The 24,514-nt window shown below is 50.4% G+C and carries 21 protein-coding genes; 13 read left to right on the plus strand and 8 right to left on the minus strand.

What is annotated here, in order from left to right; translation table 11 throughout:
* Nucleotides 1-13 precede the first annotated feature (13 nt).
* A complete protein-coding gene (locus tag G367_RS26980) occupies nucleotides 14-418 on the plus strand; it encodes an alpha/beta hydrolase-fold protein (RefSeq protein WP_169337135.1) in 405 nt (134 codons plus the stop codon).
* Nucleotides 419-434: 16 nt separating this feature from the next.
* On the opposite strand, the gene G367_RS0117190 is transcribed toward G367_RS26980, so the two are convergent.
* From G367_RS0117190 to malT, 4 genes are all read right to left on the minus strand, one after another.
* Complete coding sequence (locus G367_RS0117190; protein WP_020414400.1) at nucleotides 435-1,310, minus strand: polyphosphate kinase 2 family protein; 876 nt, start codon at nucleotides 1,308-1,310, stop codon at nucleotides 435-437.
* Nucleotides 1,311-1,352: 42 nt separating this feature from the next.
* A complete protein-coding gene (locus G367_RS0117195; RefSeq protein ID WP_020414401.1) occupies nucleotides 1,353-3,884 on the minus strand; it encodes a plasma-membrane proton-efflux P-type ATPase in 2,532 nt (843 codons plus the stop codon).
* 318 nt (nucleotides 3,885-4,202) lie between these two features.
* The gene (locus G367_RS0117200; protein WP_020414402.1) at nucleotides 4,203-5,852 is read right to left on the minus strand and encodes an alpha-amylase family glycosyl hydrolase; all 1,650 of its coding nucleotides are present in this window, start codon (nucleotides 5,850-5,852) and stop codon (nucleotides 4,203-4,205) included.
* Between the two features lie 245 nt (nucleotides 5,853-6,097).
* Nucleotides 6,098-8,812 carry an HTH-type transcriptional regulator MalT gene (malT, locus tag G367_RS0117205; RefSeq protein WP_020414403.1) on the minus strand — a complete coding sequence of 905 codons (2,715 nt, stop codon included), beginning with the start codon at nucleotides 8,810-8,812 and terminating at the stop codon, nucleotides 6,098-6,100.
* A 435-nt stretch (nucleotides 8,813-9,247) separates the two neighbouring features.
* On the opposite strand from malT, the gene G367_RS0117210 reads away from it, so the two are divergent.
* The 9 genes from G367_RS0117210 to G367_RS0117250 all read left to right on the plus strand — a co-directional run bounded on the left by G367_RS0117210 (nucleotide 9,248) and on the right by G367_RS0117250 (nucleotide 16,073).
* Nucleotides 9,248-10,141, plus strand: coding sequence for a hypothetical protein (locus G367_RS0117210; protein WP_020414404.1), 894 nt, complete (start codon nucleotides 9,248-9,250; stop codon nucleotides 10,139-10,141).
* A gap of 37 nt (nucleotides 10,142-10,178) precedes the next feature.
* Entirely contained in the window at nucleotides 10,179-10,829 is a 651-nt protein-coding gene (locus G367_RS0117215) for an MBL fold metallo-hydrolase (protein ID WP_020414405.1), read from the plus strand.
* A 45-nt stretch (nucleotides 10,830-10,874) separates the two neighbouring features.
* On the plus strand, nucleotides 10,875-11,486 hold the full coding sequence (locus G367_RS0117220) for a DUF2799 domain-containing protein (protein ID WP_020414406.1): 612 nt from the start codon (nucleotides 10,875-10,877) through the stop codon (nucleotides 11,484-11,486).
* 75 nt (nucleotides 11,487-11,561) lie between these two features.
* The gene (locus G367_RS0117225) at nucleotides 11,562-11,990 is read left to right on the plus strand and encodes a hotdog fold thioesterase (protein WP_020414407.1); all 429 of its coding nucleotides are present in this window, start codon (nucleotides 11,562-11,564) and stop codon (nucleotides 11,988-11,990) included.
* Nucleotides 11,991-12,019: 29 nt separating this feature from the next.
* Entirely contained in the window at nucleotides 12,020-12,727 is a 708-nt protein-coding gene (locus G367_RS0117230) for a M48 family metallopeptidase (protein ID WP_020414408.1), read from the plus strand.
* A 47-nt stretch (nucleotides 12,728-12,774) separates the two neighbouring features.
* Nucleotides 12,775-14,139 (plus strand): 23S rRNA (uracil(1939)-C(5))-methyltransferase RlmD, encoded by a 1,365-nt coding sequence (gene rlmD, locus G367_RS0117235; protein ID WP_020414409.1) that lies wholly within the window; start codon nucleotides 12,775-12,777, stop codon nucleotides 14,137-14,139.
* A 183-nt stretch (nucleotides 14,140-14,322) separates the two neighbouring features.
* Nucleotides 14,323-14,691 carry a DUF2750 domain-containing protein gene (locus tag G367_RS0117240; protein ID WP_020414410.1) on the plus strand — a complete coding sequence of 123 codons (369 nt, stop codon included), beginning with the start codon at nucleotides 14,323-14,325 and terminating at the stop codon, nucleotides 14,689-14,691.
* Nucleotides 14,692-14,745: 54 nt separating this feature from the next.
* Nucleotides 14,746-15,138 (plus strand): VOC family protein, encoded by a 393-nt coding sequence (locus tag G367_RS24135; RefSeq protein ID WP_020414411.1) that lies wholly within the window; start codon nucleotides 14,746-14,748, stop codon nucleotides 15,136-15,138.
* 5 nt (nucleotides 15,139-15,143) lie between these two features.
* Nucleotides 15,144-16,073: an SDR family oxidoreductase gene (locus tag G367_RS0117250; RefSeq protein WP_020414412.1), complete on the plus strand. Its 930-nt coding sequence runs from the start codon at nucleotides 15,144-15,146 to the stop codon at nucleotides 16,071-16,073.
* A gap of 42 nt (nucleotides 16,074-16,115) precedes the next feature.
* Here G367_RS0117250 and mnmH read toward each other — a convergent pair whose 3' ends face one another.
* The 4 genes from mnmH to G367_RS25290 form a co-directional block, all read right to left on the minus strand.
* Nucleotides 16,116-17,210 carry a tRNA 2-selenouridine(34) synthase MnmH gene (gene mnmH, locus G367_RS0117255; RefSeq protein WP_020414413.1) on the minus strand — a complete coding sequence of 365 codons (1,095 nt, stop codon included), beginning with the start codon at nucleotides 17,208-17,210 and terminating at the stop codon, nucleotides 16,116-16,118.
* A 483-nt stretch (nucleotides 17,211-17,693) separates the two neighbouring features.
* Nucleotides 17,694-18,599 carry a sterol desaturase family protein gene (locus G367_RS0117265; RefSeq protein ID WP_020414415.1) on the minus strand — a complete coding sequence of 302 codons (906 nt, stop codon included), beginning with the start codon at nucleotides 18,597-18,599 and terminating at the stop codon, nucleotides 17,694-17,696.
* A gap of 1 nt (nucleotide 18,600) precedes the next feature.
* The gene (locus tag G367_RS0117270; protein WP_020414416.1) at nucleotides 18,601-19,185 is read right to left on the minus strand and encodes a hypothetical protein; all 585 of its coding nucleotides are present in this window, start codon (nucleotides 19,183-19,185) and stop codon (nucleotides 18,601-18,603) included.
* Nucleotides 19,182-20,312 carry an aromatic ring-hydroxylating oxygenase subunit alpha gene (locus G367_RS25290; RefSeq protein ID WP_083922768.1) on the minus strand — a complete coding sequence of 377 codons (1,131 nt, stop codon included), beginning with the start codon at nucleotides 20,310-20,312 and terminating at the stop codon, nucleotides 19,182-19,184. Before G367_RS25290 ends, G367_RS0117270 begins: the two co-directional genes overlap by 4 nt.
* 72 nt (nucleotides 20,313-20,384) lie before the next feature.
* Here G367_RS25290 and G367_RS0117280 point away from each other — a divergent pair, with 72 nt between their 5' ends.
* The 3 genes from G367_RS0117280 (at nucleotide 20,385) to G367_RS0117290 (ending at nucleotide 24,499) form a co-directional block, all read left to right on the plus strand.
* The gene (locus G367_RS0117280; protein ID WP_211214948.1) at nucleotides 20,385-20,975 is read left to right on the plus strand and encodes a TetR/AcrR family transcriptional regulator; all 591 of its coding nucleotides are present in this window, start codon (nucleotides 20,385-20,387) and stop codon (nucleotides 20,973-20,975) included.
* A gap of 854 nt (nucleotides 20,976-21,829) precedes the next feature.
* Complete coding sequence (locus G367_RS0117285; protein WP_020414419.1) at nucleotides 21,830-22,429, plus strand: hypothetical protein; 600 nt, start codon at nucleotides 21,830-21,832, stop codon at nucleotides 22,427-22,429.
* 219 nt (nucleotides 22,430-22,648) lie between these two features.
* The gene (locus G367_RS0117290) at nucleotides 22,649-24,499 is read left to right on the plus strand and encodes an SLC13 family permease (RefSeq protein ID WP_020414420.1); all 1,851 of its coding nucleotides are present in this window, start codon (nucleotides 22,649-22,651) and stop codon (nucleotides 24,497-24,499) included.
* Nucleotides 24,500-24,514 lie beyond the last annotated feature (15 nt).

Raw genomic sequence — 24,514 nt, forward strand, 5'->3', positions numbered from 1 at the left:
TTTTGATAAGGAAGTGCGGCCACTGGTTGAAAGTCACTATCGGGTGAGAGGGGATTCTACCTTGATAGGCCAGTCATTAGGAGGGCTTCTAGCTACCGAAATTCTATTTAGGCGTGCAGAACACTTCGACAATTATATTATCATCAGTCCAAGTCTTTGGTGGAGTGGAGGATCATTATTGGCTGATCTTCCAAAAGATTGCTGTGCTGATGAATTAGTTTATGTCGGCGTAGGGAAAGAGGGTGAGGTTATGGAGAGATTGACAAGGTCGCTATTCACTAAGTTAGATAGTGAGAAAAATAAAGCCAGGGTGCACTTTGGTTATTTTGGGCAGCTGGATCACGGTGATGCTTTACATCTGGCTGTCTATGATGCTTTTGAGAAATTCTTTTCCATAAAGAACGTGCAAGGTAATTAGCCTGTGTGGCTGAGATTCACTGCTTTTTATTTTTAGGGGCATTTACCAGCCCCTCCTCTATATCTATCTTATCCAGGCTGTGATATTTTTTCTTGATTTTGTCTATGTCGACAGTGGGGGCAGGGAATTTCATCTTCAGAGCATCCATAGCATCTGCAACGATAGAAGCTACTGCTAGGTTACGAAACCATTTGTGATTTGCTGGGATGATAAACCACGGAGCATAAGCCGTACTGCATTTACTTAATGCATCCTCAAAGGCATTGGTATAGGCATCCCAGTAGCTTGCCTCTGTGTAGTCATTTTCACTGATTTTCCAATGCCTTGTGGGATCATCAATACGTTGCTTGAAACGCTTTAACTGTTCATCTGCATCAATATGCAAGAAGAACTTCAGGACCAGGGTGTCATGGTCGGCCAGTAGTTTTTCAAAATTATTGATATGCTCATAGCGCTTAGACCATATCGATTTGGGTACCATATTGTGAACCCGTTGAATCAGGACATCTTCATAGTGTGAACGGTTAAAAATAGCCACATGGCCCTGAGCCGGTGTTACCTTATGGCATCGCCAGAGGAAATCATGAGCAGCTTCTTCTTTAGATGGTTGTTTGAAACTGGTTACGTTACAACCCTGGGGATTCATAGCACCCAATACATGATTGATAGTGCCATCCTTGCCCGCAGCATCCCGGCCCTGCAAGCAGATCAATAATGAGTGCTTATGTTCTGCGTACATCAGGTACTGCTGGGCTCGAATTCTCCTATCGAGCTTTTCTATTATTGGATTGGCTTCTTCGCGACTGTTGTAACAGTCTTTGAATCCTGGATCTATTTTATCCAGTTTGACTTTACTGCCAGGTTTAACCTGAAAGGTTTTAAAACAATCCATGGCTATTCCCATTTAGTGAATTGAGAAAAAGTTAAACTCTTTTCAAATGTCCTGCAGGCGGCGGTAGAGTAATTTTTTGACCAAGTCCAGGGCGAACATCCAGATGATCATATATAGCCATACCAAGCCAATAATACTCCAAGGGATGGCGGGAACCAGCCAGCCGAATCCGCACATTAGCACCGTCAGGATTTGAGTGCCGACAATCGCACAAAACAGTTTCATTGCTGGGAATGGTTTACTAAAGAAAGCTTTACGTGAGCGCACTACAAACAGCAGCAGATGACCACCAGCGACAATTTGCAAGAAAATAATTGTCTGGATTTGTTCCTTACTAAGTGATATCCAGGATTGCCACTGGCTATTCTGTAGCCATTCCATGCCAATTAAAAGGAGGCCCATTGTTTGTGCAATAGAAAAAATTCCAATAATCGTTGACCCAAGCAGCAGATCACGCATTTCCCAGTGTACCGGCTCTTTGGGCAGTAAGGTATTGTCGTAGGCGATGGTCATTATGGGAATATCATCCAGTAATGCGACAAGTACAATCATTACGGGGGTAAGGGGAGAGAATCCAAAAAGAATGGTGGCGAATACCACAACAACCATGATATCCAATGTCATGGAAACCCGAAAAAGCACATAATTAATAATACGTTCGAATATTTTTCGTGCTTCGTCGATAGCATCGACAACGGTCGATAATCCTGGGGCGGTAAGAATAATAGCAGCCGCAGCGCGAGCGGCATCGGTGGCGCCGCTGACGGCAATACCACAGTCGGCCTGTTTAAGGGCAGGAGCGTCGTTTACACCGTCACCAGTCATAGCTACCTGATGCCCGCGCCCTTGCAGTGCTTTTACAATGGCATACTTATGTTCTGGAAATACCCTGCCAAATCCGTCAGCTCGCTCTACACAGTCAACCACTTTCTTTGGCAGGTGGTCCATATTTTCCGATTGATCAAATACATCCCCTGCTGCAAATATATTCTGGCCGATACCTACCTGGGAGGCGATTTCCTTACCGATCGCGACATCGTCTCCAGTAATCATTTTTACCTGTAGCCCATGTTCCCGCGCCCTGCTGATAGTTTGTTTAGAGTCATCCCGAGGTGGATCTTCGAGGGAAAGAATTCCGAGAAAAGACCAGTTATTTCCATTATTACAGCGTGCCACTCCCAGTGAACGAAGGCCGTGAGAAGCTAATTCCTCTACACAGGATTTTGCTTTCTCTGCTTTATCACCGTTGAGATTGCACAGTGCCATCACCGCCTGGGGGGCACCCTTGCAAAAAGAAAGTAAGTGTCCTTTATCGTCTGTGACCTGCGCCTGAGCACGCTTAGTAATGGGGTCGAAAGGAGTGAATTCTTTTAGTCGAAAGTTATTTAATTGATTTTTATTTTTAAGGCCGGCAAAAATTGCCTGATCGATGGGGTCACTGGAAGCGGATTCTGAAGCTAGAGCTGCGGCGAGAATAAGTTCATCGCTGCTTTGAGCATCAAATAATTTTGGATCATGTAAGCTCAACTGGTTTTTCGTTAGAGTGCCGGTTTTATCGGAGCAAAGGATATCTACACCGGCGAGTTCTTCAATAGATTCGAGTTTGGAAACAATAGCTTTTTTGCGCGATAGTGCCAACGCACCCAGGGCATTGGTAACAGTAATCACTGAGGGCATAGCTACCGGAATGGAGGCGATTAGCAGCACCAATACTGTGCGCAAAATGTTGATAATGTCGGACCAGTGCCAGTTGGGCGCTATTACTATATCCCGATACAGCTGGGTCCCAACCAGTAACATCGCCAATATCAGGCAGAGCACAATCAGGAAGTCGCCAATATGAGTGACGGCTTTTTGTGAGTGCGAGGCCTCCTGGCCTGCACCTGCGACCAATTTTGCGGTGCGTCCAAAGAAAGTATTGCGGCCGGTGCCAATAGCAACACCGCTCATTTCTCCACGTTTTGCAATACTGCTTGAGTAGCCAATATCTCCCACTTTTTTGCTGACCGGCAGGGACTCGCCGGTGAGAGCGGCTTGATCGATGCTAATAGATTTGCCGTCGATAAAGCGCACATCAGCTGGTACCACTTGACCAAGCTTTATGCGCAAAATATCACCTGGCACCACGTTGGCCGCTGCAATAGTCTGGAATTTGCCGTCCCGTAGTACTTCGGCCTGTGGAGCCATACTGGCTTTCAAGGCGGCGAGGGCATTGGAGGCTTTGTGCTCTTGCCAGAATCCGGCAATGGCATTGTAGAGAAGCAGTGCCATGATGATAGCGAAGTCCGGCCAGTGCCCAATAAGTGCGGAAAGTAAAGCGGCGGCTTCGATCATCCAGGGAATGGGGCCCCAAAAAAAACGGAAGAACCTGGCGAGTGCGCTCTGTTCTTTCTCTTGAATCGTATTGGGGCCGTACTGCTTAAGCCGAGCTGTAGCTTCACTACGGGTTAGGCCCTTAGATGTAGTTTTGAGTGCAGAATAGACGTCGCCAAGCTCTGCCTTTTGCAGATCTACCTGGCTGGCCACTACCGACGAGGTATTTGCAGTTTGAATTCCTGGCCCAGATTCAGGCACGGGCATATTCCATTTGGTCGCAGGCGTTGAGCATAAATTCCGGGTAATTTTACAGGGCAGTTAATTTGTACTTTTGCAAATATCTAATTTAGCAGCAGGGTCGAAGCCAAATGTTGTAAGAGCTGCCTGCGAGGATTTTCAATGGGGAATAAAAAGGCCGGCACGGGGCCGGCGAGGAAGCAGACGTCGAAAGGATAAGCTGACGTTGCAGAGACACAGAAAAGCAACACAAAATACCTGGGAGAGGTGCTGTTATTTTCCTGAAAATAGCGATCAGCAGCAGTAACTGCCGGTCAAAAAGACACCTGGGTTAGCGGGTTACGAATTGGGTTTTTTCCGGTGCAGTACACAGGCTCCAGCAGGATCCAGGGTTAAGGTGCTGTTGTTAAACTGGTTTTTAAACAGGCTTGGGGTAATGTCTTGGGCACCAGTAAACTCTTCAGGCAGGGTATATTGCTCGCTGTGTTTACCTAGATTCAGGGCAACAAGGAGTTCCTCTCCTGCGGCACGGCGAATAAATACCAATAATTCGTTATCAGTGTTGATCACTGCCTGTTGTGCTGTCGCTAAGCTTGGCGGCAATGTGTGGTGCCATTCAATCAGGGCGCGAAACTGGTTCAGCATGGAGTGCTGGCTATCTTCCTGGATGCTGACGGCGCGTCGCTGGTGATCTTCTGAAACAGGTAGCCAGGGTTTACTGGCGGAAAAGCCGGCGCTTTCGCCGCCCCCCTGCAACCAGGGCATAGGCGTGCGGCAACCGTCGCGACCTTTAAATTCAGGCCATAGGTTAATGCCATAAGGGTCGACCAAATCCTCAAAAGCGATATCCGCTTCCGGCAGGCCCAGTTCTTCCCCCTGGTATATACAAACACTGCCGCGCAGGGTCAGCTGCATAAGCAGGAATAGCGGGGCGCGCGCATGGGTTAATTCATCGCTGAAGCCTTTGTTCCAGCGGCTAATTGAGCGGGGTACATCGTGGTTACTGATGGACCAACAGGGCCAACCCCTCTCAATTACCTCGCGGTTTTTCTCCAGTGTTTCCCGCAGGAATTCAGCACTGCAATCCTCGGTCAACAGATCGAAGGAGTAGGCCATGTTCAGTCGGTTTTCTGTGGTGTAGTCGGCCATGATCTTGTGGGTGTTGTCATCGCCCACCTCGCCCACGGTAACCGTGCCCGGATACTGATCCATCAGCTTGCGCACGCGTTGTAAAAAGACGAGGTTTTCAGGTTGGGACTTATCGTGTTGATGCCATTGATAATCGTAGTGATTCACCGGCGGCAACCCTTTTTCGTCAATCCTGAGTGGGCGCGCTGGATTATCAGCCAGGGCCTGCTGGTGGAAAATGAAGTTCACTGCATCCAGGCGGAAACCATCCACTCCTCGGTCCAGCCAGAACTTCATGTCGGCTAGCAGCTGCTCCTGCACTTCTGGGTTGTGCACATTGAGGTCCGGCTGTTCCCTGAGAAAGTTAGCCAGATAAAATTGGCGGCGGCGGGTACACCAGCGCCATGAGCCACCACCAAATACGGATACCCAGTTATTTGGCGGGGTGCCGTCGTCCCTGGGATCTTGCCATACATACCAGTCTGACTTGGGGTTATCATGGCTGGAGCGACTCTCTTTGAACCAGGGGTGCTGGTCTGAGGTATGGCTGAGGATCTGGTCGATAATAATTTTCAGGCCGCGCTCATGGGCTGCTTCGATCAGTTGGTCGAAGTCCTCGAGTTTGCCAAAAATCGGGTCTACATCGCGATAATCCGCCACGTCATAACCAAAATCCACCATCGGGGATTTAAAGAAGGGGGAGATCCAGATGGCATCTACGCCTAGAGATTTCACATAATCCAGTTTTTGCGTAATACCGGGAAGATCGCCGATACCATCGCCATTGGCATCGCAGAAGCTGCGAGGGTAAATCTGGTAGATAACACTATTGCGCCACCATTCTGTGCTGTTGCCGCTCATGGATTACTGCCTTGTTTCATTATTTGAAGGGTGGGACAGGCCCACTCTGGAAGGATGCGCCGAGTATGGGGTAGCGTGCAGTGGTCTACCTCCTCCCCACCCAGGGGGGAGAGGCTGAGAGTTGTGGCGCGCTGGGGGAGAGTAGTTGGAGGACACACTAATATCTGACTCACCCTGGGTGTGTCGTCAAATTATAGTGAGCTGCGGTGGGAATGCGTCAGTACATCCTTGTGCTGTGAGTGGTCTCAGGGGCGATCCTGCACTGAACGCAGCATTTGCTCGGCCAGGGCGATGGCCTCTTGGCGGTCTTTGACATCCAGTTTCTGATAGAGGCTGCGGATATGGGTCTTGATAGTACTGGGTGCCACCTTGAAGTGACGCGCAATGCGCTCGTTCGATAGCCCCGAGTGAATGGCATTGAGTACCTGCCACTCCCTGGGAGTCAGTGGCGAATGGCGCAGAAAATCGGGTACCGCATCGCTGGCGAGAATCTCCCGGATGATGGTGTCATCCAGCTCAATTCGAATGCCACCATCCAGTTCAGGCTGTTGCTGGGTCACGCGAATCAATTCCTGCGCCTTGGTGGCTTCTGCCTCCTCCAGACCCTGCTCCAGGGCGGCCTTCAGAATGACGATCAGTGGTTTACCGATCTGCAGGAAGCTGGCGCGGAAGTCTCGCCCGGCGGCCAACTGCAGCGCCACGGAAATGGCTTCCACTGCTTCGCTGTGCCGCTCGCGCAGCCAAAGCAGGTGGGACTCCAATACCCGATTGCGTAGACGGTCCGTCACCAGGCCGCACTCCTTGGCGACCTGCTGCAAGCGGCTCAGCAAGCGATTGGCGTCAGACCAGCGATGTAGCTCAATCAATGCGCGTACATGGTTGCGTCCGTGACATTGCTCAAAGTGATTGCTGGGCCTGTCGGCTACCGGTTCAGCCTGTTCCAGCCAAGTGGTAATAGCCTGTTGATTGCCCAGGGCGCGCCAGGTGCGGATACGGGTGGCGTCGGCATTGGCAACCCAGTCGCGATGATAGCGTTCGTCTGAGAGCAGGCGCTCAATACGGTCGAGCCATTCCTGGGACTCCTCTTTCTCGCCGCGCGCCTGAGCAATTTTCAGCAATAGGGTGTATTCAGGCAAAAGCCAGTGCTCTCCCACTTTGCGGTTGATTTGCATTCCGCGGCGGGCGGAGCGCTCGGCGCCTTCCAGGTCTCCACACTCCCACTGCAATTGGCCGCGCAGGCGACAGACAAACTCGGAAATTGGTAGGGTGGAAAGGTGGTGTTTCTGCACCAGGTTGTACACCTTTTCCTGCAGGGTGGCGGATTTTTTCAAAAGACCCTGGGCGAAAGCGATCTCGGTCTGCTGGCAGATGGCCCACGCGGCACTGGGAATATCTTTCTCGGCAATAGCCAGGGCTTCCACTTCCTGCATATGTGCAAGGGCTTGTTCCAATGCGCCAAGGCAGAAGCTGGTTTCGCCGGTCACCAGTAATGCGGAAATTCGCTCCCCCAGCTGTTCACGGTGCAACAGCCCCAGGGCTTCCTCAGCGTATTCCTTGGCTTGTAGGGTTTGGCCGCGGGCGATAGCGACCTGGGCGCGCATAGTGGCAAAGGCACCCTCATACTGGTGCCATTGCTGCGGATCCTGGCGTTGCAGCCAGCTCTCAGTGGCGGCGAGGTTCTTCTCACACTGGTCGTACTCAAAGTTTTCCCGCGCCATCTTGGCTGAAAGCAGGGTAAATCGCGCATTGAGTTGTAGCTCTTCAGCGCCCAGCCATTCAAGGCAATCGCGCAACAGGCGGGACTGGCCCCCGCGCAGTAACCGCTCTCCCTGCTCGTTCAGCAGCTGGCGCAGGCGTTCGCGGTCACCACCGGCGAGGGCGTGACGCAGGGCTTCAACCGGCTGGCCCAGCTCTTGCCAGGTGTCGCAGGCAATGGTGTGTAAATGCTGCAACTGATCTCGGTCGCTCAGTTGACGCTGCAGGAAACGCGCAAACACTGGGTGAAAACGGAACCACCGTCGACTGGAATCCTGTGCCTGTAGGAAGAGCCCACGCCTGGCCGCACTTTCCAGCATTTGCTGGCCATCGCTGCGATCACTCAGGCGCTCTGCCAGCTGGGCATTGACGCGGGTGAGGATTGAGGTACATGCGAGCATCTCACGTAGCTGGGGTTCAAGCCGTTCCAGTACTTCTTCGGCGAGGTAGTCGAGAATATGGCTATGGCCCTGCTCCAGTTCTGCCAGGTAACGGTCGACCTCTTCGCGGTCGCGTACAGAGAGCGTGAATAGTTGCACAGCCGGGGGCCAGCCCTCACTTAAATGCTGTAGTTGGGCGGCGCGATCAGCGTCCAGGTTAAATGGCAGGCGCTGCTTCAGCAGCTGGGCGATTTCCTCGGTAGTGAGTGCCAGGGCATCGCTGCCCAGCTCGAGTAGGCGTCCCTGTACACGCAGGGTAGCGAGCCCCAGGGGCGGCTGGCTGCGGCTGGTGAGGACGACGCCCACACCGGCGGGGGCGTGGCGCAGAAGAAAACGGGTTGTGTCGTGTACTACCTGATTATCGATCTGGTGATAATCGTCCAGCACTATGCGCAGCTCGCAAGGCAGTCCGCGCAATTCAGCCAGCAAATGGCTGACGACAGAGGTTGGGTCCGGACACTGGGGTGCTGTTAGCAACTGGTAGGTCTGGGGTACGCCGTTGCCGGTTGCGCGGTGCACACTCTCCACAAGGTAGCGGCAGAATTGATTCGGTTCGTTGTCGCTGGCATCCAGGGTATACCAGGCCACCGGGTTATCCTGGCCTGAGGCCCAGGAGGTGACAAGTGTGGTTTTACCGTAGCCCGCCGGTGCAGTTACCAACAGCAACTGGTCGCTGTGACCGTCGTTAAGTAACGACAGCAGGCGGGGGCGCGCCAGTGTGTGCTCGGGGCAATCCGGCAGGCTGTATTTGGAGGTTAATAGCATCGCTGCGGGCGGGATCGTTTTAAACGTCTGATTTTTGTACAAAGGTTATTATGCACCAGGAAAGCGCTAATGTTACAGCGCTGCGACAGGGGGCAGGGGTAGAATTGGTAGATTTATTTCGATTAAGACTGGCGCGGACTTGACTTTGGGCAGTATATTACTGGGCGGATCAAATTAGTCACACTGATCCCTTAAGATTAGCCGCCGGCAGGGGCACGTCCCTTTGCCCCCGAAAGCTGGCGTGCAAACTGGTCTTACCGACCAGATTAATCACCTTCTAGCGCATTGTTATAGCGGCAATTTCCGGTCCTCCTGACCGGATTATTTTTGCCAAAATACGCAACATATTTTTACGCAGTGAGTTCAATTTGGATCACTGTCGGGTGTGCAGAGGGTCTGATGCCAATTCAACAAAAATAATAAGAAGAGGCAAATATGGCAGATATTGTAGTCCTGGCCGTTGCGGGAGCCGGGGTGGCCCCCAGGGATTTTGCGAGCCCATTATTCTCGGCGTTAAAAGATGCTCTCGGCGGTGACTGGTCGCGCTTGTATTGCGATACCCTGACGGCAGTGGAATCCCTTCAGGGCAATACAGATCGGGTGTTCCAGGGGATGTGCAAGAGCGAGATGGACTATCTGCGCGCGCGCAAATTCTTGCTTTGTACTATGGCCCAGGGCGCAGCCCAATTGGGAGATATCCAGCAGCGTGATGGAGCCTATGAGAAAACCCAAGGGGCGATTTATCGCATGTTGCAAAAGGCTGCAGCAGCGGCCGGTGAGCGAACACCGGTGGTGCTATTAAGTCATTCTTTCGGTTGCGTCAGTTTTTCCAATTACCTCTGGGATGCCCAGCGTTCGAGTGTTGGCCATGGAATTTGGCGTGATGGTGGTCCCGGAGGTGTGCGTAAGGGTTCTGCGCGAGAACGCTTCCTGCGACTGAAGACCCTGAGCTACTGGTACACCCTCGGAGCCAGTAATCCGCTCTGGTGTGCTGGCAGGGGGCGTGAGCAGATCCAGGCGGTCACCGCGGACTCCCGCGGCTATCGATTTCGTTGGAAGAACTTCTATCACCCCGATGATTTATTTGGTTGGCCCCTAAAGCCACTGAGTCCTACTTATAACCAGGCCGTGTTTAAAGATTATGAGACGCGTCCACTAAGTGATTCCCATATGGGTAGCCAAGGTCCACAGGTGTTGCCTCTGGAAGATTACTGGTCCAGTGACCTGGTGCTGCAACAGCTGCTTGGGGACTTGCGCGCGCTGCTGCAAAACGGACAGCGTGGAGGTTCGGCACCTGCTCAGCGATCTCAACGGGTACTCACGGTATAATCTCTGTTCCCTGTAACTGATCCCATTAAGGATACCTATGTCGCTGCAATTTCATTCGGTCCCGGTTACTCCCTTTCAGCAGAACTGCACATTGCTTTGGTGCGAGGACAGCAAGCGCGCTGCGGTAGTGGACCCTGGCGGTGATATTGACAAGATCCTTGCCGCTGTAGAGGAGCGCGGCCTCAAGTTGGAGAAGATACTCCTTACTCACGGCCACTTGGACCATGTGGGGGGGACAGCTGCGCTAGCCGGGCAGCTGCAATTACCCATTGAGGGCCCTCATCAAGATGATAATTTTTGGATAGAACAGCTGCCCATGCAGGCCCAGATGTTTGGCTTTCCCGCGGTGGAAGTTTTTACTCCGGATCGTTGGTTGGAGCAGGGTGATACCGTTACTGTGGGTGAGGAAGAGCTCGAAGTTTATCACTGTCCCGGCCACACGCCGGGCCATGTGGTGTTTTTTCACCGTCCCAGTAACCTTGCCCTGGTGGGGGATGTGCTGTTTTCGGGCTCTATCGGACGCACAGACTTTCCCCAGGGAGATCACGATACTCTGATACGCTCGATCAAGGAGCGCTTGTGGCCGCTCGGTGACGAGGTACGCTTTGTACCTGGGCACGGCCCTATGTCGACTTTTGGCCAGGAGCGTAAAACCAACCCCTTCGTAGCTGATAAACGTTTCGGCTGAGTTTTTATTGTGGGAGAACAGTAACTAATACGGGAGGCCGACCCTATGTCTACGAAAGTGAGTTTATACCTACTTATTTTTGCTGCTGTGTTAAGTGGTTGTGCAGTAATTTCCGAAGATGAGTGCCGCGCTGGGCTCTGGTATGAGCGTGGCGTTCAGGACGGTGCCCGCGGACGCTCCCCGCTGCTGGTGCAGGAGTTGGCTCAGGAATGCCTGAGTTACGAAATCTATGTGGATAATGAGGCTTGGTTGCGCGGTCATGAGGAAGGTATAGAGCAGTTCTGCACCCCGGATAATGGTTATCGGCAAGGGCGTCGGGGGTACAAGTATGAAGGGGTATGTACAGGCCCTACTGCTGATCTCTTCGTCGAAAATTACCAGCGTGGACTCGTTGAATACCGTATCGAACAACAGTATCAAAACTTATTGTGGCGTCGCGACAACTTAGAGCGGGAGCTTTACTCTCTGCATTATGCCCTCCGGCACACTGACAGTGACAGCCAGCGCCGCGCCCTGTATTTCCAGCACAGTCGGCTCGAGTGGGAGTTACGCATGTTGGATTTGGAGCTGCATCGCTATGGGCTTTTCGGTCCTCGTTATTTTATCCCCGGTCTTTATCCCCGTGGTTTTTTCTCCTCCGCCTTTTTTTATTGGTGAGTTTAACGGTGGTGTGCTACCGAGTGGTTAAACTCAGATGATCACCTTTACGATTTCATTTCTAGAGAGTTTTTCATGGCAATTTGGCACAGTACTCCGACCTTGGAAGAGATTAATCAGGGCAGTGCTAACTGCATGCCCGGCTATCTCGGTTTGGAAATTACGGCAATTGGTGAAGATTACTTAGAGGGTAAACTACCGGTGGACCACCGTACACGCCAGCCTTTTGGGATTTTACACGGTGGTGCTAATGTGGTGCTGGCAGAGACTCTGGGATCTATTGGTGCCAACCTGTTGGTGGATCCCAATAAATACTACTGTGTTGGGCAGGAGATTAATGCCAACCACCTGCGACCGGTGCCGGAGGGTGAAGTTACTGGCCGGGCTAAGCCTGTGCATATTGGACGAAGCAGCCAGGTTTGGGAAATATTGATTTATGCACCCAATGGCAAGTTAAGCTGTATTTCCCGAATCACCATGGCGGTGGTGGCTCACGGTGGCTAGCAGATGCCAAATTTTTTGGGGTGCCTCCAATGAGTGAGGCGGATGAATTTATTTTTGAGGATATTCCCTATCGCTTGGTGCGTTCACCCCGACGCAAGCGATTGGGATTGATATTGGCGCAGTCAGGGGTAGAGGTACGTATCCCTCAGCGCTGTGCAGCTCGCCATGGCCATCAGTTTCTGCAGGACAATATTCAGTGGGTGCGAGCCCAATTACTGGCCGCCAGTCAGCGGGCATCCCAGGTGCCGCGTTACCGATATGCTTTTGGTGAGCGATTTCCATGGCTCGGCAGGTCATTGCCACTTGCGCGTGCCTCTAGTACTAAAGCTGCAGGAATTGGTGAAGCGGCAATCCTTCTTTATACCCGTACCCAATTTCCTGAACAGGAGCAACTTCAAGGAGCTTTGCAGCGCTTGTATCAGCGCGAAGCACTGGTCCTGTTAACGGAAAAGTCCCAGTTGGTGGCGGATCGACTGGGGCTGACATTTTCTTCAGTGCGGGTACGGCGTACTAAAAGCAAGTGGGGGCATTGCAGTATCCGTGGAGAGCTACAGTACAACTGGTTGGTTTGTCTGGCTCCGGAACCTGTAGTGGATTACCTCATTGCCCATGAGGTCTGCCATCTGCAACATCACAATCACAGCCGTGACTTTTGGGTGTTGGTGCAAAGTGTTTGTCCCCGTTTCAAAGAATTGCGCCGTTGGCTCCGTGATAATGGCCACCGCCTCACTGTGTAAAAAATATCAGTACAAATCAGATCTTTCGAATTATTCAATTAATTAACATGAGCAAGAAACCGCGTTTTATTACCTCGCGCAAGCCGGTGACAAAAAATTTGCCGGCGCAGGCCGAAGCCTGCGTAGAGAAGTTCAGCCATGATATGCGTGGCATTGCCCGCGTTGCGGGGAAAACTGTATTTATCGATAACGCTTTGCCTGGTGAAAAAGTACTTTTTCGTTATAGCGCTCGTCGGGCCCGGTTCGATGAGGGCTCAGCGGTGGAAATCTTGCAGGCATCACCTCAGCGTAGCGCGCCTTGCTGTCCTCATATCAACTTCTGCGGAGGTTGTTCTCTGCAGCACCTGGAAATTGGTGCGCAGATTATTGAGAAGCAAAAAATCCTGCTGGACCAACTTATTCGTTTTGCTGGTATTGAGCCCAAAGAGATATTACCGCCCTTGGTTGCTGCATCCTACGGCTATCGGCGCAAGGCACGTATCGGCATTCGCCAGTTAAAATCCCGTAGGGGGAAAGAGTTAATTTTTGGCTTCCGTGAAAAACGCAGTAATGATCTGACGGATATCGATGAATGCCATGTACTGCACCCGGCAATTGCCAGACAAATACCGACGTTAAAACAGCTTGTGGCTGACTGCGATGGCAAAGCCTATTTTTCTCAGTTGGATGTGGCTGTGGGTGATGATGTTGCGGCTCTGGTACTGCGCCACCTAAAGCCGTTATCGGAAGGTGACCGAGAGCGCTGGATAAGCTTCGCAAAAGTATCTGGTATACACATGTATATACAACCTGGTGATTCGACATCAGTTCGACGTTTATGGCCGGAGCAGGGGGAGGCCTTCCTCAGTTACGCGCTGCCAGAGTTTGATCTCACCATGCGTTTCCAGCCATTGGACTTTATCCAGGTCAATTTCGAAATTAATCGCCAAATGGTAAGTAGAGCCCTGCAATGGCTGGATCCCCAACCCGATGAGCGGGTATTGGACCTTTTCTGTGGCCTGGGGAACTTTACCCTGCCTTTGGCGCGATGTGCCGGCGAGGTGGTTGGCATTGAGGGCGTGGGGGCACTCACCCGTCGCGGTGTAGAGAATGCCGAGCTGAATACTTTGGATAATGTGCAATTTTACGCAGCAGACTTGAATGAGGAAATAATAAATCAGCCTTGGGCCCAGGGCGGCTTTAATAAGATTCTGCTGGACCCGCCGCGAAGTGGTGCTTTGCAGGCTGTGCGGAGTATTGCGAGTTTTAATGCAAAGAAAATTGTCTATGTGTCCTGTAATCCTGCAACCCTTGCGCGGGATGCGGGGGCCTTGACACAGCTCGGTTACCACCTGACAAAGGCGTGTGTCATGGATATGTTTCCCCATACCGATCACGTTGAATCTATGGCGGTATTTGAAAGGGATGCCTAAGCCGATAATTGTCTAAGCAAAAATATTCGAGATAAAGAAAAAATTAGCTGGGTTTTATGCATAAGTTAAAAATGGCTGGTGAGCCTCGCTAAGGCCAGGCCGGGAAAATTACGCCAGGTTACTGCATTGGTGCGAAGAGAAAACTAACGTACACTGCTGGCAAATCCATTAAGCGAAGATGTTATGCAAAGTGCACCCCTAACGAATGATTTTGAAGAGAACTGTGCGCGCTTTTTGCCTGAGGCTGCTGAGCAGGGCTGTGTTTGGGCACTACAGGGGGAAGAGGGTTTTGCGCTGTGTGAATCAGAAAAACGTGCACAGACTGAAGTAATGCCGTTTTGGTCGCAGCGTGAATTTGCTGAGATGCACTGTGAAGGTGATTGGGCCGAGTATGAAGCTGTAGCTATCGATCTGGAAGAGTTTATGGACGATTGGCTTACCGGTATGCATGAAGACGTGCTGCTGGTAGGGTTAAATTGGAATGTTGAACTGGAGGGAGTGGAGCTGGAACCACTCGACCTGTTGGAGCAGCTGGAGCAGGAACTGCAGTAAGCTGCGCCATAGTGCCCCATCAGTGGATAAAAATCACACAATAGGGTGTCTCAAATGGGGCAGATTCTCGGCTTGCACACGGTTATTTACGGTGTAACAGATATTGCTGAAGCCAAAGACTGGTACACACAATTACTGCAGCAGAAACCCTATTTTGATAGTGAGTGTTATGTGGGGTTTCGAATTGGTCAATGTGAACTGGGCTTGAATCCAGACGCGCGCAGTGCGATCAGCCGTGCGGATGGCGTGGTCGCTTATTGGGCGGTTGCGAATATGGCCACACAGGTCGAACGTCTCGGAACCATGGGTGCGCGACAACATAGCGATGTGGTGGATGTTGGCGAGGGCGTGCTGATGTCAAGTTTTCTCGATCCCTACGGCAATATTTTTGGGTTGATTGAGCACCCACAAGTTCAGCCGGAGGTTTTGGAACAGTTAACGGAGTAGTCCCCGTGAACAGACCGCCAGTATCCAGCTTTCGCACTTCAAGTCAGGGCTTTGCAGCTGAGAGCCTGGCCCAGATCGGACGGGGCTATGTGGCGCCAGACCGAGTCGCACTGATTACCGGATGTTCCAGCGGTATCGGGCGTGAGCTGGCCCTGGCGTTGCATCGTCGCGGTACAATTGTTATTGCCACGGCGCGGCGTCCGGAGAGCTTGCAGGAGCTTGCTGATTTGGGCATTGCCACTGAAGCCATGGATGTAAACAGCCAGGCGGATATAAACCGCGTTGTTCACGCTCTTAAAGCCGCCTATGGTCGCCTCGATATTCTGATCAACAATGCCGGCTATGGCCAGATGGGGCCTTTGCTGGAGTTGGATACTCGGGCCCTGGAAAATCAGTTTCGCACTAATGTATTCGCACCGCTTGCACTGATCCGCGCCTGTGTGCCGTTAATGCGTGCCGGCAAGGGTGGTGTTGTTTGTAATATTGGTTCGGTATCCGGCGTACTGGCGACACCTTTCTCTGGTGCTTATTGTGCCTCCAAGGCTGCCCTTCACTCACTTTCCGAAGTACTGCGTCTCGAGTTAAAGCCTTTTGGCATTCGCGTGATGACGGTGCAGCCGGGGGCTATCGCCTCGGAATTTGGCCGTCATGCAGAGGTATCACTGCGCGGGTTACTGCCGCCGGACTCTTTATATAAGCGCCAGGAGGAGGCCGTGCGCTCCCGCGCACAGGAGTCGCAGCAAAATGCCACTCTGGCCAGCACGCTTGCACGTAAGTTGGTGCGTGAGTTACTTCGAAAGCGGCCACGAACTCTGGTACGCATTGGAAACCGCAGTAGCTTATTGCCCTGGCTGGCACGCTGGCTGCCCCGCGGACTTCGGGACTGGATAATGCTGCGTCGCTTTAAATTGAATCGGTTGGCACATAAGGCTTGATATGTAGCTTCTGATTATTGCGGTAATCGTGCTGGGTGAAAGTTAATTGGGGCTAAGAGTTTCCGAATCTGCCAACCAGGCTTTCACTTCAGCGTAGGTACCGCGAAACAGGACTTCACTATCACGCTTCTTCATCAGATAGCTATAACTCCCATCGTAATACTCCTTCAGCAGTGCCATCACCAATGGAATATAGGCGTCGCTGTTGCCACTGCGCTGTAGCTCCCCATTGGCTTCGGCCAGTTGTGTGTCTAATTGCTGATAGCGCAGCCCGCCTAGGCGTTTGCGTATTTTCCCCAAGCTTTTATGCAGATCCGCTCCAAGTGCCGCAGCAGGGGATTCAGTGTCGCCAAAACGTGGTAAGGCCTCACTGATATAATCGCGCACAATACGGCGGGCACGATTCTCTACGGGTTCCTCAACCAGAATACGTGGTGCTGCTTTCATTGCGCTTTGCAGGGCGGGGGGGAGGGCACAGCGTCCGATGAGGTGACTTTCATCCTCGATAAAAACCCTTTCAGAGGTTTGTGCCAGCTTGAGTAAGTCGATACTGATTTGGTTTTCGAAATTGATCTGCGTTGGTTGCTTGTATCCGGTGCGACCAAAGCTGGAACCACGATGCTTGGCTATGCCCTCCAGGTCCAGAGCTCGACTGGCCGACTGGATCAGTTCCGTTTTTCCACTGCCGGTATGGCCAGCAATAACAGCAAATGATAACTGCCGGCTTTGGATTTCCAGTTCACCAAGAAGGTAGTTGCGCATAGCTTTGTAACCACCCTCTACCAGAGGGTAATCAAAACCTGCGTCGCGAAGCAGTTTCTGAGTAGTATGTGAGCGTAGGCCACCACGAAAACAGTAGAGATAGCCTTGTGGGTGCTCATCGAGAAAAGCCTCCCAGGCGGTGAGACGTGCCTGTACCACCTCTTGAGTGGCGAGTTTCCATCCAAGGGTTATGGCGGCCTGCTGTCCTCGCCGTTTGTATTCGGTGCCGATGAGTTCGCGTTGGTGATCATCCAGTAATGGACGATTTTCTGCAGAGGGGAAGGCCCCACGCTGATACTCTACCGGTGCGCGCACATCCAGTAGTGGAGTATCACGGAGGAAAATTTCTCGGTAATTGGATGTACCCTGCCGCAATGGAAGCCTCTCTATTAATATGGGGAATATCGATAAGATACTTGATGCCGCTTCTGTGAACCAGATGCCTGAAGAGAATATCCTGGCTTTGAAAGTCATTCGCCGGAGTGAGGAAAACTGAGATATGGAAGATAAGATATGTTGTCGATGGTAAAAAAGCACTAATAGTCCGTATGTAATATGGAATATCCAACAAATATAGCGAGTGGCAGGGCTGTTCCTGAGAAATTGTTGAGCGTAATAAAATGGATCTCTTTTACTTCTGTTTCTCTATTGGGATTTTAGGAGAAATACTCTGCCACATTGATGCCAGATTAAATTATGAGAATAAATAGGGTGCAATTATCGCTTTGTCTTTGTTAACTAGTTCAGGCTTGTTCGTGAGTATCACTTATCAAAAAGTGGTCAAAATAGCTTATGAGATAGAACCATTTAATTTATAGTTAACAGATAGAAAAATCTGCCTTTATTGGTGCACAGTATTTAATTTTGTTGAAAACTATTGCGATTCTGGTGATGTTTCCATATCCACTCAGGGGATTTTATCAATAGATGCCAGCGTGCTTTCCAGCTATTAGCCTGCCAGAGCTGCCGGAATAGCTTGGCGTAGCCGTGGCAAAAGATGGTAAACGGGTTGATGCTGTTAATTCTGGGAAAAACCCCGTACCGCACAGTTGATTTTTCCTCAGCAAAGGTTCCAAAAATCCGGTCCCAAATAATTAGAATACCGGCATAATTTTTATCCAGATACTCACGATTAGCAGCATGATGCACCCGGTGATGGGATGGGGTATTTAAAATCCATTCGATCGGTCTAGGTAATTTTTTAACTGCCTCAGTATGCAGTAATGTTTGGTAAACCTGCACAATCATTTCGCTAAAGAAAATGAGAAGTGGATTAAACCCGAGCATGGCTAATGGCAGGTAAAAGAAAAAAGGCAACAAGCCATCCAGTGGTCCAAATCGGTAGGCTACAGAAATATTAAAATAGGGTGAGCTGTGGTGCACTGTATGGGAAGCCCAGGCCAAATTGACTCTGTGGGCAAAGCGGTGCTCCCAGTAGTAAGCCAGATCAGCAAGGATCAGGCAGGCCATGATGGTCCAGCCGGTAATGGGTAGTTGGACGATGCTGAAATTTTCAAAAACAAAGAAAAATGCGGCCACATAAAAAAGCGCAGCAATTAATGAGGTAATTGCAATAAAAGCAGCCAGGGTAATGAAGTTGCTAGCCGAATCACCTAGCATGTTTAGGGTCAGTTTGCGCTTGAGAGCATAACGTAGCAGTTCGAATACAAATACCACCATAGCCAGTAAAAAGAAGCCATCATTCACCCACACCTCTAAGTGTTCAATCTGTTCCTGGGTAAACATTGCAGTTAAAAAGTTCATGTCACTGTTTCTCATTAACCTGATAAATATCAACAGAGCGAACAATCCCGTCTTCTGACAGAGTATATTTCTCAATGACTGCTTGCAGTGTTGGGCCAAAGTGAACCAGTTGCCAGTGCCCTTCAAGTCCATCTGGGGAAGTATCCGTGCTTCCTCCAATGTGGATGACATCACCATCCGGTATGGGCTCACTGATGTTGCTCAGAAATAAGAAGCTTTCCTTCGGTAACCCTACCGTTACCCGGGCTTCATGGTAGTTCTTCGAAAATTTCTGGTAGATAATAAATATCTTATGAGGGCCCGGTTTAAGCCGAGTGTATACATCCTCGCGCTGCAATAGTAATTCAACCAGGTTGCCAGCGTTTTCCAAAGCAATGAAGCGGGTCATGCCATAGATTCTTTTTGGAAGAATCTCTGAACCTGATTGCGTTAAGGAGTTAGCATCAGATTTTGTGGCAATTCCTGGTTCACTCGCTGCATTGGTTATATGTGCTCTTGTTTCAGGAGCTAAAGGCTGGGCCCAGGCAAGAAAAGTCACTGAGCCGGCAATAACACCTGTTAAAAGTAAGGCATGACAAAGTTTCAATTTCTACTCTCCCGGCTCGTAGATGTTCGATAAATAGGGATACTGGGACAGCCAAATAGGCGCGAAGCAAGAAAGTGGTGAAAATCCACAACAATGCGCTCTGCCTCAACTAGAGTGCCGCCTTTTCCTGAACATGAGTTCATACCTCGTTGAACTCGTTCACAAATCCATTGGTCTTCGGCAAAGAATCTGTCCGTAAATTTACGGGTAGAGCGATTGCTGCCATGGCCGTTGTAAATCAGTGAACCGGATTGGACCTCTGTTTCACCCGCATGGCGTGGAATAACGGACATCCAGCTAAAAGAGACAGGATCGATAATGGCAACAAAGTTAGGAGGCAGCATCAGTAGTTGGTAATGTTCTGGCTTGCCAAAGCCAAGAAAGGACTTGATTGTGCCTCCAGTCAGGGCCCATCTGCTGCAGCCCGCGGTGTAGTAGGCATTTTGGGTTGGTGTGACTGTTTCTAAGGTTTTCCGATGTACTTTGAACAGGTGGTAACTCTCCATGGCATTTTCCATCACCACTTTCCAGTTGGCAGACCAATACTCGGTTTTGCCAGGCTCGAATGCATCAAAAACGTCAAGCTGTTGGATTGGCAGGTAATTCGATACGCTGGAAAGCTGTTTTGAGAGGGGGGGTGCCTGACCACTGACATCTACAAATACCAGGCCATTCCAGGTTTCTACCGGGTAGATAGGTAGACAGTGCCTGGCTTTGTTCACCTCCTGTTTTCCAGTGAAGGGTACTCCGAGTAAAGAACCTTCCAGGCTGTAGCTCCAAGCATGATATGGGCAGACTATGCGCTTATTAACATTGCCCAAGCCGGTATCCAGCAATGGTGTGCCTCTGTGCCGGCAGGTATTGGACAGAGCCCGCAGCTGTCCATCTGCCCCACGAATCACAGCTACAGGTATACGTCCAATATTAATGGCACAGTAATCTCCCTGTTTAGAGAGGCTTGCTTCGGCAGCGACAAACACCCAACCCCCTTCAAAGATGCTCTCCATTTCCCTGTGAAATATGGTCTCGCACGTATATGCCCCGAAGGGCAAACAGTGGGCGTTAGGAAGCTGGGAATTGGCCGTGCGTCGATATTCGGATAACAAGTCTTCATCATCAGTACTCATGGAGCCACTCACAGTGTAAAATTTTTATGAGACATTTATGTATCATAACCGTCAGACATTAATGAGACAACTGTGTCTCAAAAAAAAAGGGTTGCTATGAATACCAATGATTCCAGAGTCAGTCGCTCCCGAGCCCGCCTTATTGAAGCCGGCAAGGAGCTACTGATGAAGAACCCAAAAGCCAGCCTGAAAGAAGTAGCCGAAGTTGCCGGGGTGGGAAGGGCAACCCTCTACCGGCACTTTGAAACCCGTGAGGAGTTGATCCTGGAGATAGCCAGAGAGTGTTTTAAGTTAACCAGCCAGGTTCTGCGGCCCATCTATACAGATTGCAAGCTCTCGGCTCGGGAAAAGGTGCGCAGGGGGCTCGAGGCTCTGATGCCCCTGGCAGATAGTTATCATTTCCTGCTATCTCTGTGGAATATCGCAGAGGGTGATTTAGAAGTGCTGGCGTATTATGGTCAGCAGATGGATGATTTAACGAGTCTGATAGAACAGGCGCAAAAAGATGGCGACATTCGCAAGGATTTGTCCATCGAGTGGATAAGTTCAATAATTGATGCCCAGGTTTACTCAGCTTGGTGGTTGATCGGTCAGGGGCAGGCCAGTGTGGAACAGGCAGCAGGTTTTGCTGTTACCAGCTTATTTGAGGGTATAAATGCTTAGTAGTTTTAACCAACTTATTAGAGACTGTACTTTTCCCTAATATGGAGAGGTAAGCCTTATTGTCAATCAATCTATTTCTGCCGAGAGAAAAACTCTTTACTGGAAAATTGATTGTGCGTGAATTTTTATTCGTGAAGTGTAATTTAGAAAAAATTTTCAATAAACTGTAATAATATTTATCTGTCTGAAAATGTAACTTATGTAGTAGGCCGTTAGTTGGAAGTAACCTGATATTTACACCATGTGTAAAAGTTAATCTGAGCGTCCGCCTCTTCTATTTTTGTCATATTTTTTATGTTCCCCTAATTTTATTTTTGATTCTTATCTTTTGAGGTTTTCCTGCCCAGGCAGTCATCAGTAAAAAGCATCATATTGGAGAATTGGCAACTCGTGAAAGTGTGGAGCAAGATATGTCGTCAAAGGTGAATTTGGTGGTAAGTTGTGCACAAAATAAGGAGGTCCAAAAAATATGGTAAAAAATAATTATAAAAGCGTTAGCTGGTGCTGTGTAAAACTAATATAGCGAGTGAATTTCCCCTGTCTTCAAATAGGGATTGCAACTGATTGTTTTTGGATTGCTGCTCAGTTAAAGGATGAAAAACAATTACGGGGTAGGTACAACCTCTAACCTGAATTTAGGATTGATTATCTGATTTTTTTGTGGTTCATTAATGTGCGTAAATTTCAGGAGGGAAAATTATTATTGATTTTCCTGGCTCCTGTTCAGAGTCAGCGTTGAATATTACCGGGGATGAATGTTTCTCCTGATTGCCAGTGGCATTTTCACTCAGCCTGAGTGGAAATTCAGTGTTTAATTTGGAAAAGTATGCGCAACTCCAGGGAAAATGTAAGAAATGGCAAAAAAATATATCTACATTCCAGTTAACAGCGATGAAATGCAGGAATTTGCAAAAGATCTGGCCGGTGCCTGGAATATTCCTGCAAACCAGATCCTCGCCAATAAGGTGACTTCCGGAGTTGGCAAGGCTATGTACCGATGGGTGGATAAGTGTCTCAGTAAACTTACCCCAGCTGACACTCTTTACATAGTTACCCATGGCACAGGTGCACCCGATGGAAAGATGATTGGGGCCCAACGCAATAGTGGTAATAACAAACAAAAGAAAGTATACGTAAATGGTATGGCGCAATGGCAGGGAGGTGAGTGGAAAACCTATACGCCAACCCAATTGGCGAGCACTTTGGTCAAGGAAGGCTTACCGGCTAACTTCGTTAACCTGCATGTCTGTGCTTGTGGCTCTGGTTATGATGGTAAGGAGCTGAGGCCCTGGGCCCAACGCCTGCTCCAGCAGATGGCGAGCAGTCATAGGAGTCTTCAGGTAACAGGGTATACGGGTTGGTTTTCCTGCAGTACCAGCCGGGTCTGTATCAAAGTGGGTACAATCTTTTACCCGCTGGAGGAGCGCGCGGTCACTTTTTCCCTGGCGAATTAACGCATCGATGAATCAATAATTAATATCGCATAGGGATGTGTGATTACTTATCACTTCTATTTAAGGGTGAAGCTGACAGAGTTGCCTTTGGAAATAGCGGCACTGATTCTATCAGTGTTCTGACACTCAATTGCTCGCTCGATACTGTTCCTTGTATACCCTGAATAAGTCATCGCGACGAAATTCTCGCGAATGCTGTGTTCAGGACATACCTAATTTATGACTCTCGACCAGTTGCTTATTTTAGCCATCCTCGCGGTGACCATTGCGCTGTTTATTTGGGGCCCTTGGCGACACGATATGGTGGCACTGGCATCCCTGCTTGCCTGTGTGTTTACCGGCTTAATACCTGCTGAGAATGCCTTTAACGGATTTGGACATCCTGCGGTGGTGACTGTGGCCTGCGTGTTAATCATCAGCCGAGGCCTGCAAAACACCGGGGCAATGGATGCTCTGGCGCAGCGAGTGGTACCGCGTAGCGGCAATATCACCTTGGGTATTTTATTGCTTACCGGTCTCGGCGCATTTCTGTCGAGTTTTATGAATAACATTGGTGCCTTGGCGTTGCTGATGCCAGTGGCTGCCGATATGGCTGAGAAACAGAATATAGCTCCCGGCAAAATTCTGATGCCGCTCTCCTTCGCCACTATTCTCGGCGGTATGACTACCCTGATTGGCACCCCACCGAACCTGGTGGTATCGGGCTTTCGTGCCAGTGCAGGTGCTGGCAGTTACGGTATGTTTGATTTTACTCCGGTGGGCCTACTAGTGACGGTCGTTGGACTGCTGTTCATCGGTCTGATTGGTTGGCGCTTAGTACCGGGGCGCAGTCAGGCTGGAGCCTCCAGTTTTGACACCGGTACCTACCTTACCGAGGCGGTTGTAGGCGAAAAGAGTGCCGCTGCAGGTAAGAGCCTTCGCGAGATTGGAAAACTGCTTGGTGCTGAAGATGCTCAGGTTGTAGGGATTGTTCATAACGATGCCCGAGTTTCGCCAGCTACTCCTTGGCACCGAGCGCACAGCGGAGACATTCTGGTTATTGAGGCTGAACCCGAATCCCTTGCGGCCAGCTTGTCGAGCCTCGGTCTCAAGATGGTGGGGGAATCGGAGAGTGTGCAGAAAGATAAAGAAGAATTGAAAGATAAAATGAGTCAAGCCACAGCTGGGCGTAAAGAGAAATCGGCAGAGAAGGAAAAAAACTCTAATCACCGTGAGGAAATGCAGCTGCGTGAGCTCGTGGTGATGCCCAACTCCCTTTTGGTTGGGCGCTCTATCCAATTCTTACATCTGTCTGCGCGCTACCAGATTCACCTGTTAGCTCTCTCCCGGCGGGGACGTCGCTCAGTGCGTAGGTTGCGCTCTACCCCGATACTGGCCGGAGATGCCCTGTTAATGATGGGGGCAGATGACAACTTGAATCATTTCGCCCGCGAGCAGGGCTGCGTCCCCCTGGCACAGCGGGATATCAGTATGCCGAATAAGGAAAAGTCAGCCATAGCACTAATTGCTATGGCACTGGCGGTTGGGGGAGCTGCTTTTGGTTTAATTCCCGCTGCGATCTCATTTGCTGCCTGCGTATTGGCGTTTATGGCATTGAAGGTTGTACCGTTACGAAATATTTATGAGTCCCTGGATGGCTCGGTAATCGTATTGCTGGGTACCCTGATTGCAGTAGCGGACGTGATAGAAACCACTGGTGCCGCAGACCTGTTAGCGCAGGTATTGCTGGATAATCTGGCCCAGGGCAGTGCGGTAGTGGCATTAGCGCTGATCTTGATTGTCACCATGACCCTGTCGGATTTTATGAACAATGTCGCGACTGCGGCGGTGATGTGCTCCATCGCCTTTAGCACTGCGGAGCAGCTGGCAGTAAACCCGGACAGTTTCCTGATGGCAGTGGCCATCGGCGCATCCTGTGCTTTTCTGACTCCGGTCGGACACCAGAACAATACATTAATCCTTGGACCGGGAGGATTTGATTTCGGTGACTACTGGCGCATGGGGCTGCCTCTGGAGATACTGGTCGTATTAGTCAGTATCCCCATGCTGTTGTGGGTCTGGCCCTTGTGAAATTGCTTTTTTACC

Source organism: Microbulbifer variabilis ATCC 700307 (assembly GCF_000380565.1).
In the GTDB taxonomy this organism is placed as follows: Bacteria; Pseudomonadota; Gammaproteobacteria; order Pseudomonadales; family Cellvibrionaceae; genus Microbulbifer; species Microbulbifer variabilis.

Coding starts and splice junctions, on each gene's coding strand:
- G367_RS0117190 (WP_020414400.1), bottom strand. CDS start 1,310: ATGGATTGTTTTAAAACCTTTCAGGTTAAACCTGGCAGTAAAGTCAAA.
- G367_RS0117200 (WP_020414402.1), bottom strand. CDS start 5,852: ATGAGCGGCAACAGCACAGAATGGTGGCGCAATAGTGTTATCTACCAG.
- malT (WP_020414403.1), bottom strand. CDS start 8,812: ATGCTATTAACCTCCAAATACAGCCTGCCGGATTGCCCCGAGCACACA.
- G367_RS0117210 (WP_020414404.1), top strand. CDS start 9,248: ATGGCAGATATTGTAGTCCTGGCCGTTGCGGGAGCCGGGGTGGCCCCC.
- G367_RS0117215 (WP_020414405.1), top strand. CDS start 10,179: ATGTCGCTGCAATTTCATTCGGTCCCGGTTACTCCCTTTCAGCAGAAC.
- G367_RS0117220 (WP_020414406.1), top strand. CDS start 10,875: ATGTCTACGAAAGTGAGTTTATACCTACTTATTTTTGCTGCTGTGTTA.
- G367_RS0117225 (WP_020414407.1), top strand. CDS start 11,562: ATGGCAATTTGGCACAGTACTCCGACCTTGGAAGAGATTAATCAGGGC.
- G367_RS0117230 (WP_020414408.1), top strand. CDS start 12,020: ATGAGTGAGGCGGATGAATTTATTTTTGAGGATATTCCCTATCGCTTG.
- rlmD (WP_020414409.1), top strand. CDS start 12,775: ATGAGCAAGAAACCGCGTTTTATTACCTCGCGCAAGCCGGTGACAAAA.
- G367_RS0117240 (WP_020414410.1), top strand. CDS start 14,323: ATGCAAAGTGCACCCCTAACGAATGATTTTGAAGAGAACTGTGCGCGC.
- G367_RS24135 (WP_020414411.1), top strand. CDS start 14,746: ATGGGGCAGATTCTCGGCTTGCACACGGTTATTTACGGTGTAACAGAT.
- G367_RS0117265 (WP_020414415.1), bottom strand. CDS start 18,599: ATGAACTTTTTAACTGCAATGTTTACCCAGGAACAGATTGAACACTTA.
- G367_RS25290 (WP_083922768.1), bottom strand. CDS start 20,312: ATGAGTACTGATGATGAAGACTTGTTATCCGAATATCGACGCACGGCC.
- G367_RS0117285 (WP_020414419.1), top strand. CDS start 21,830: ATGGCAAAAAAATATATCTACATTCCAGTTAACAGCGATGAAATGCAG.
- G367_RS0117290 (WP_020414420.1), top strand. CDS start 22,649: ATGACTCTCGACCAGTTGCTTATTTTAGCCATCCTCGCGGTGACCATT.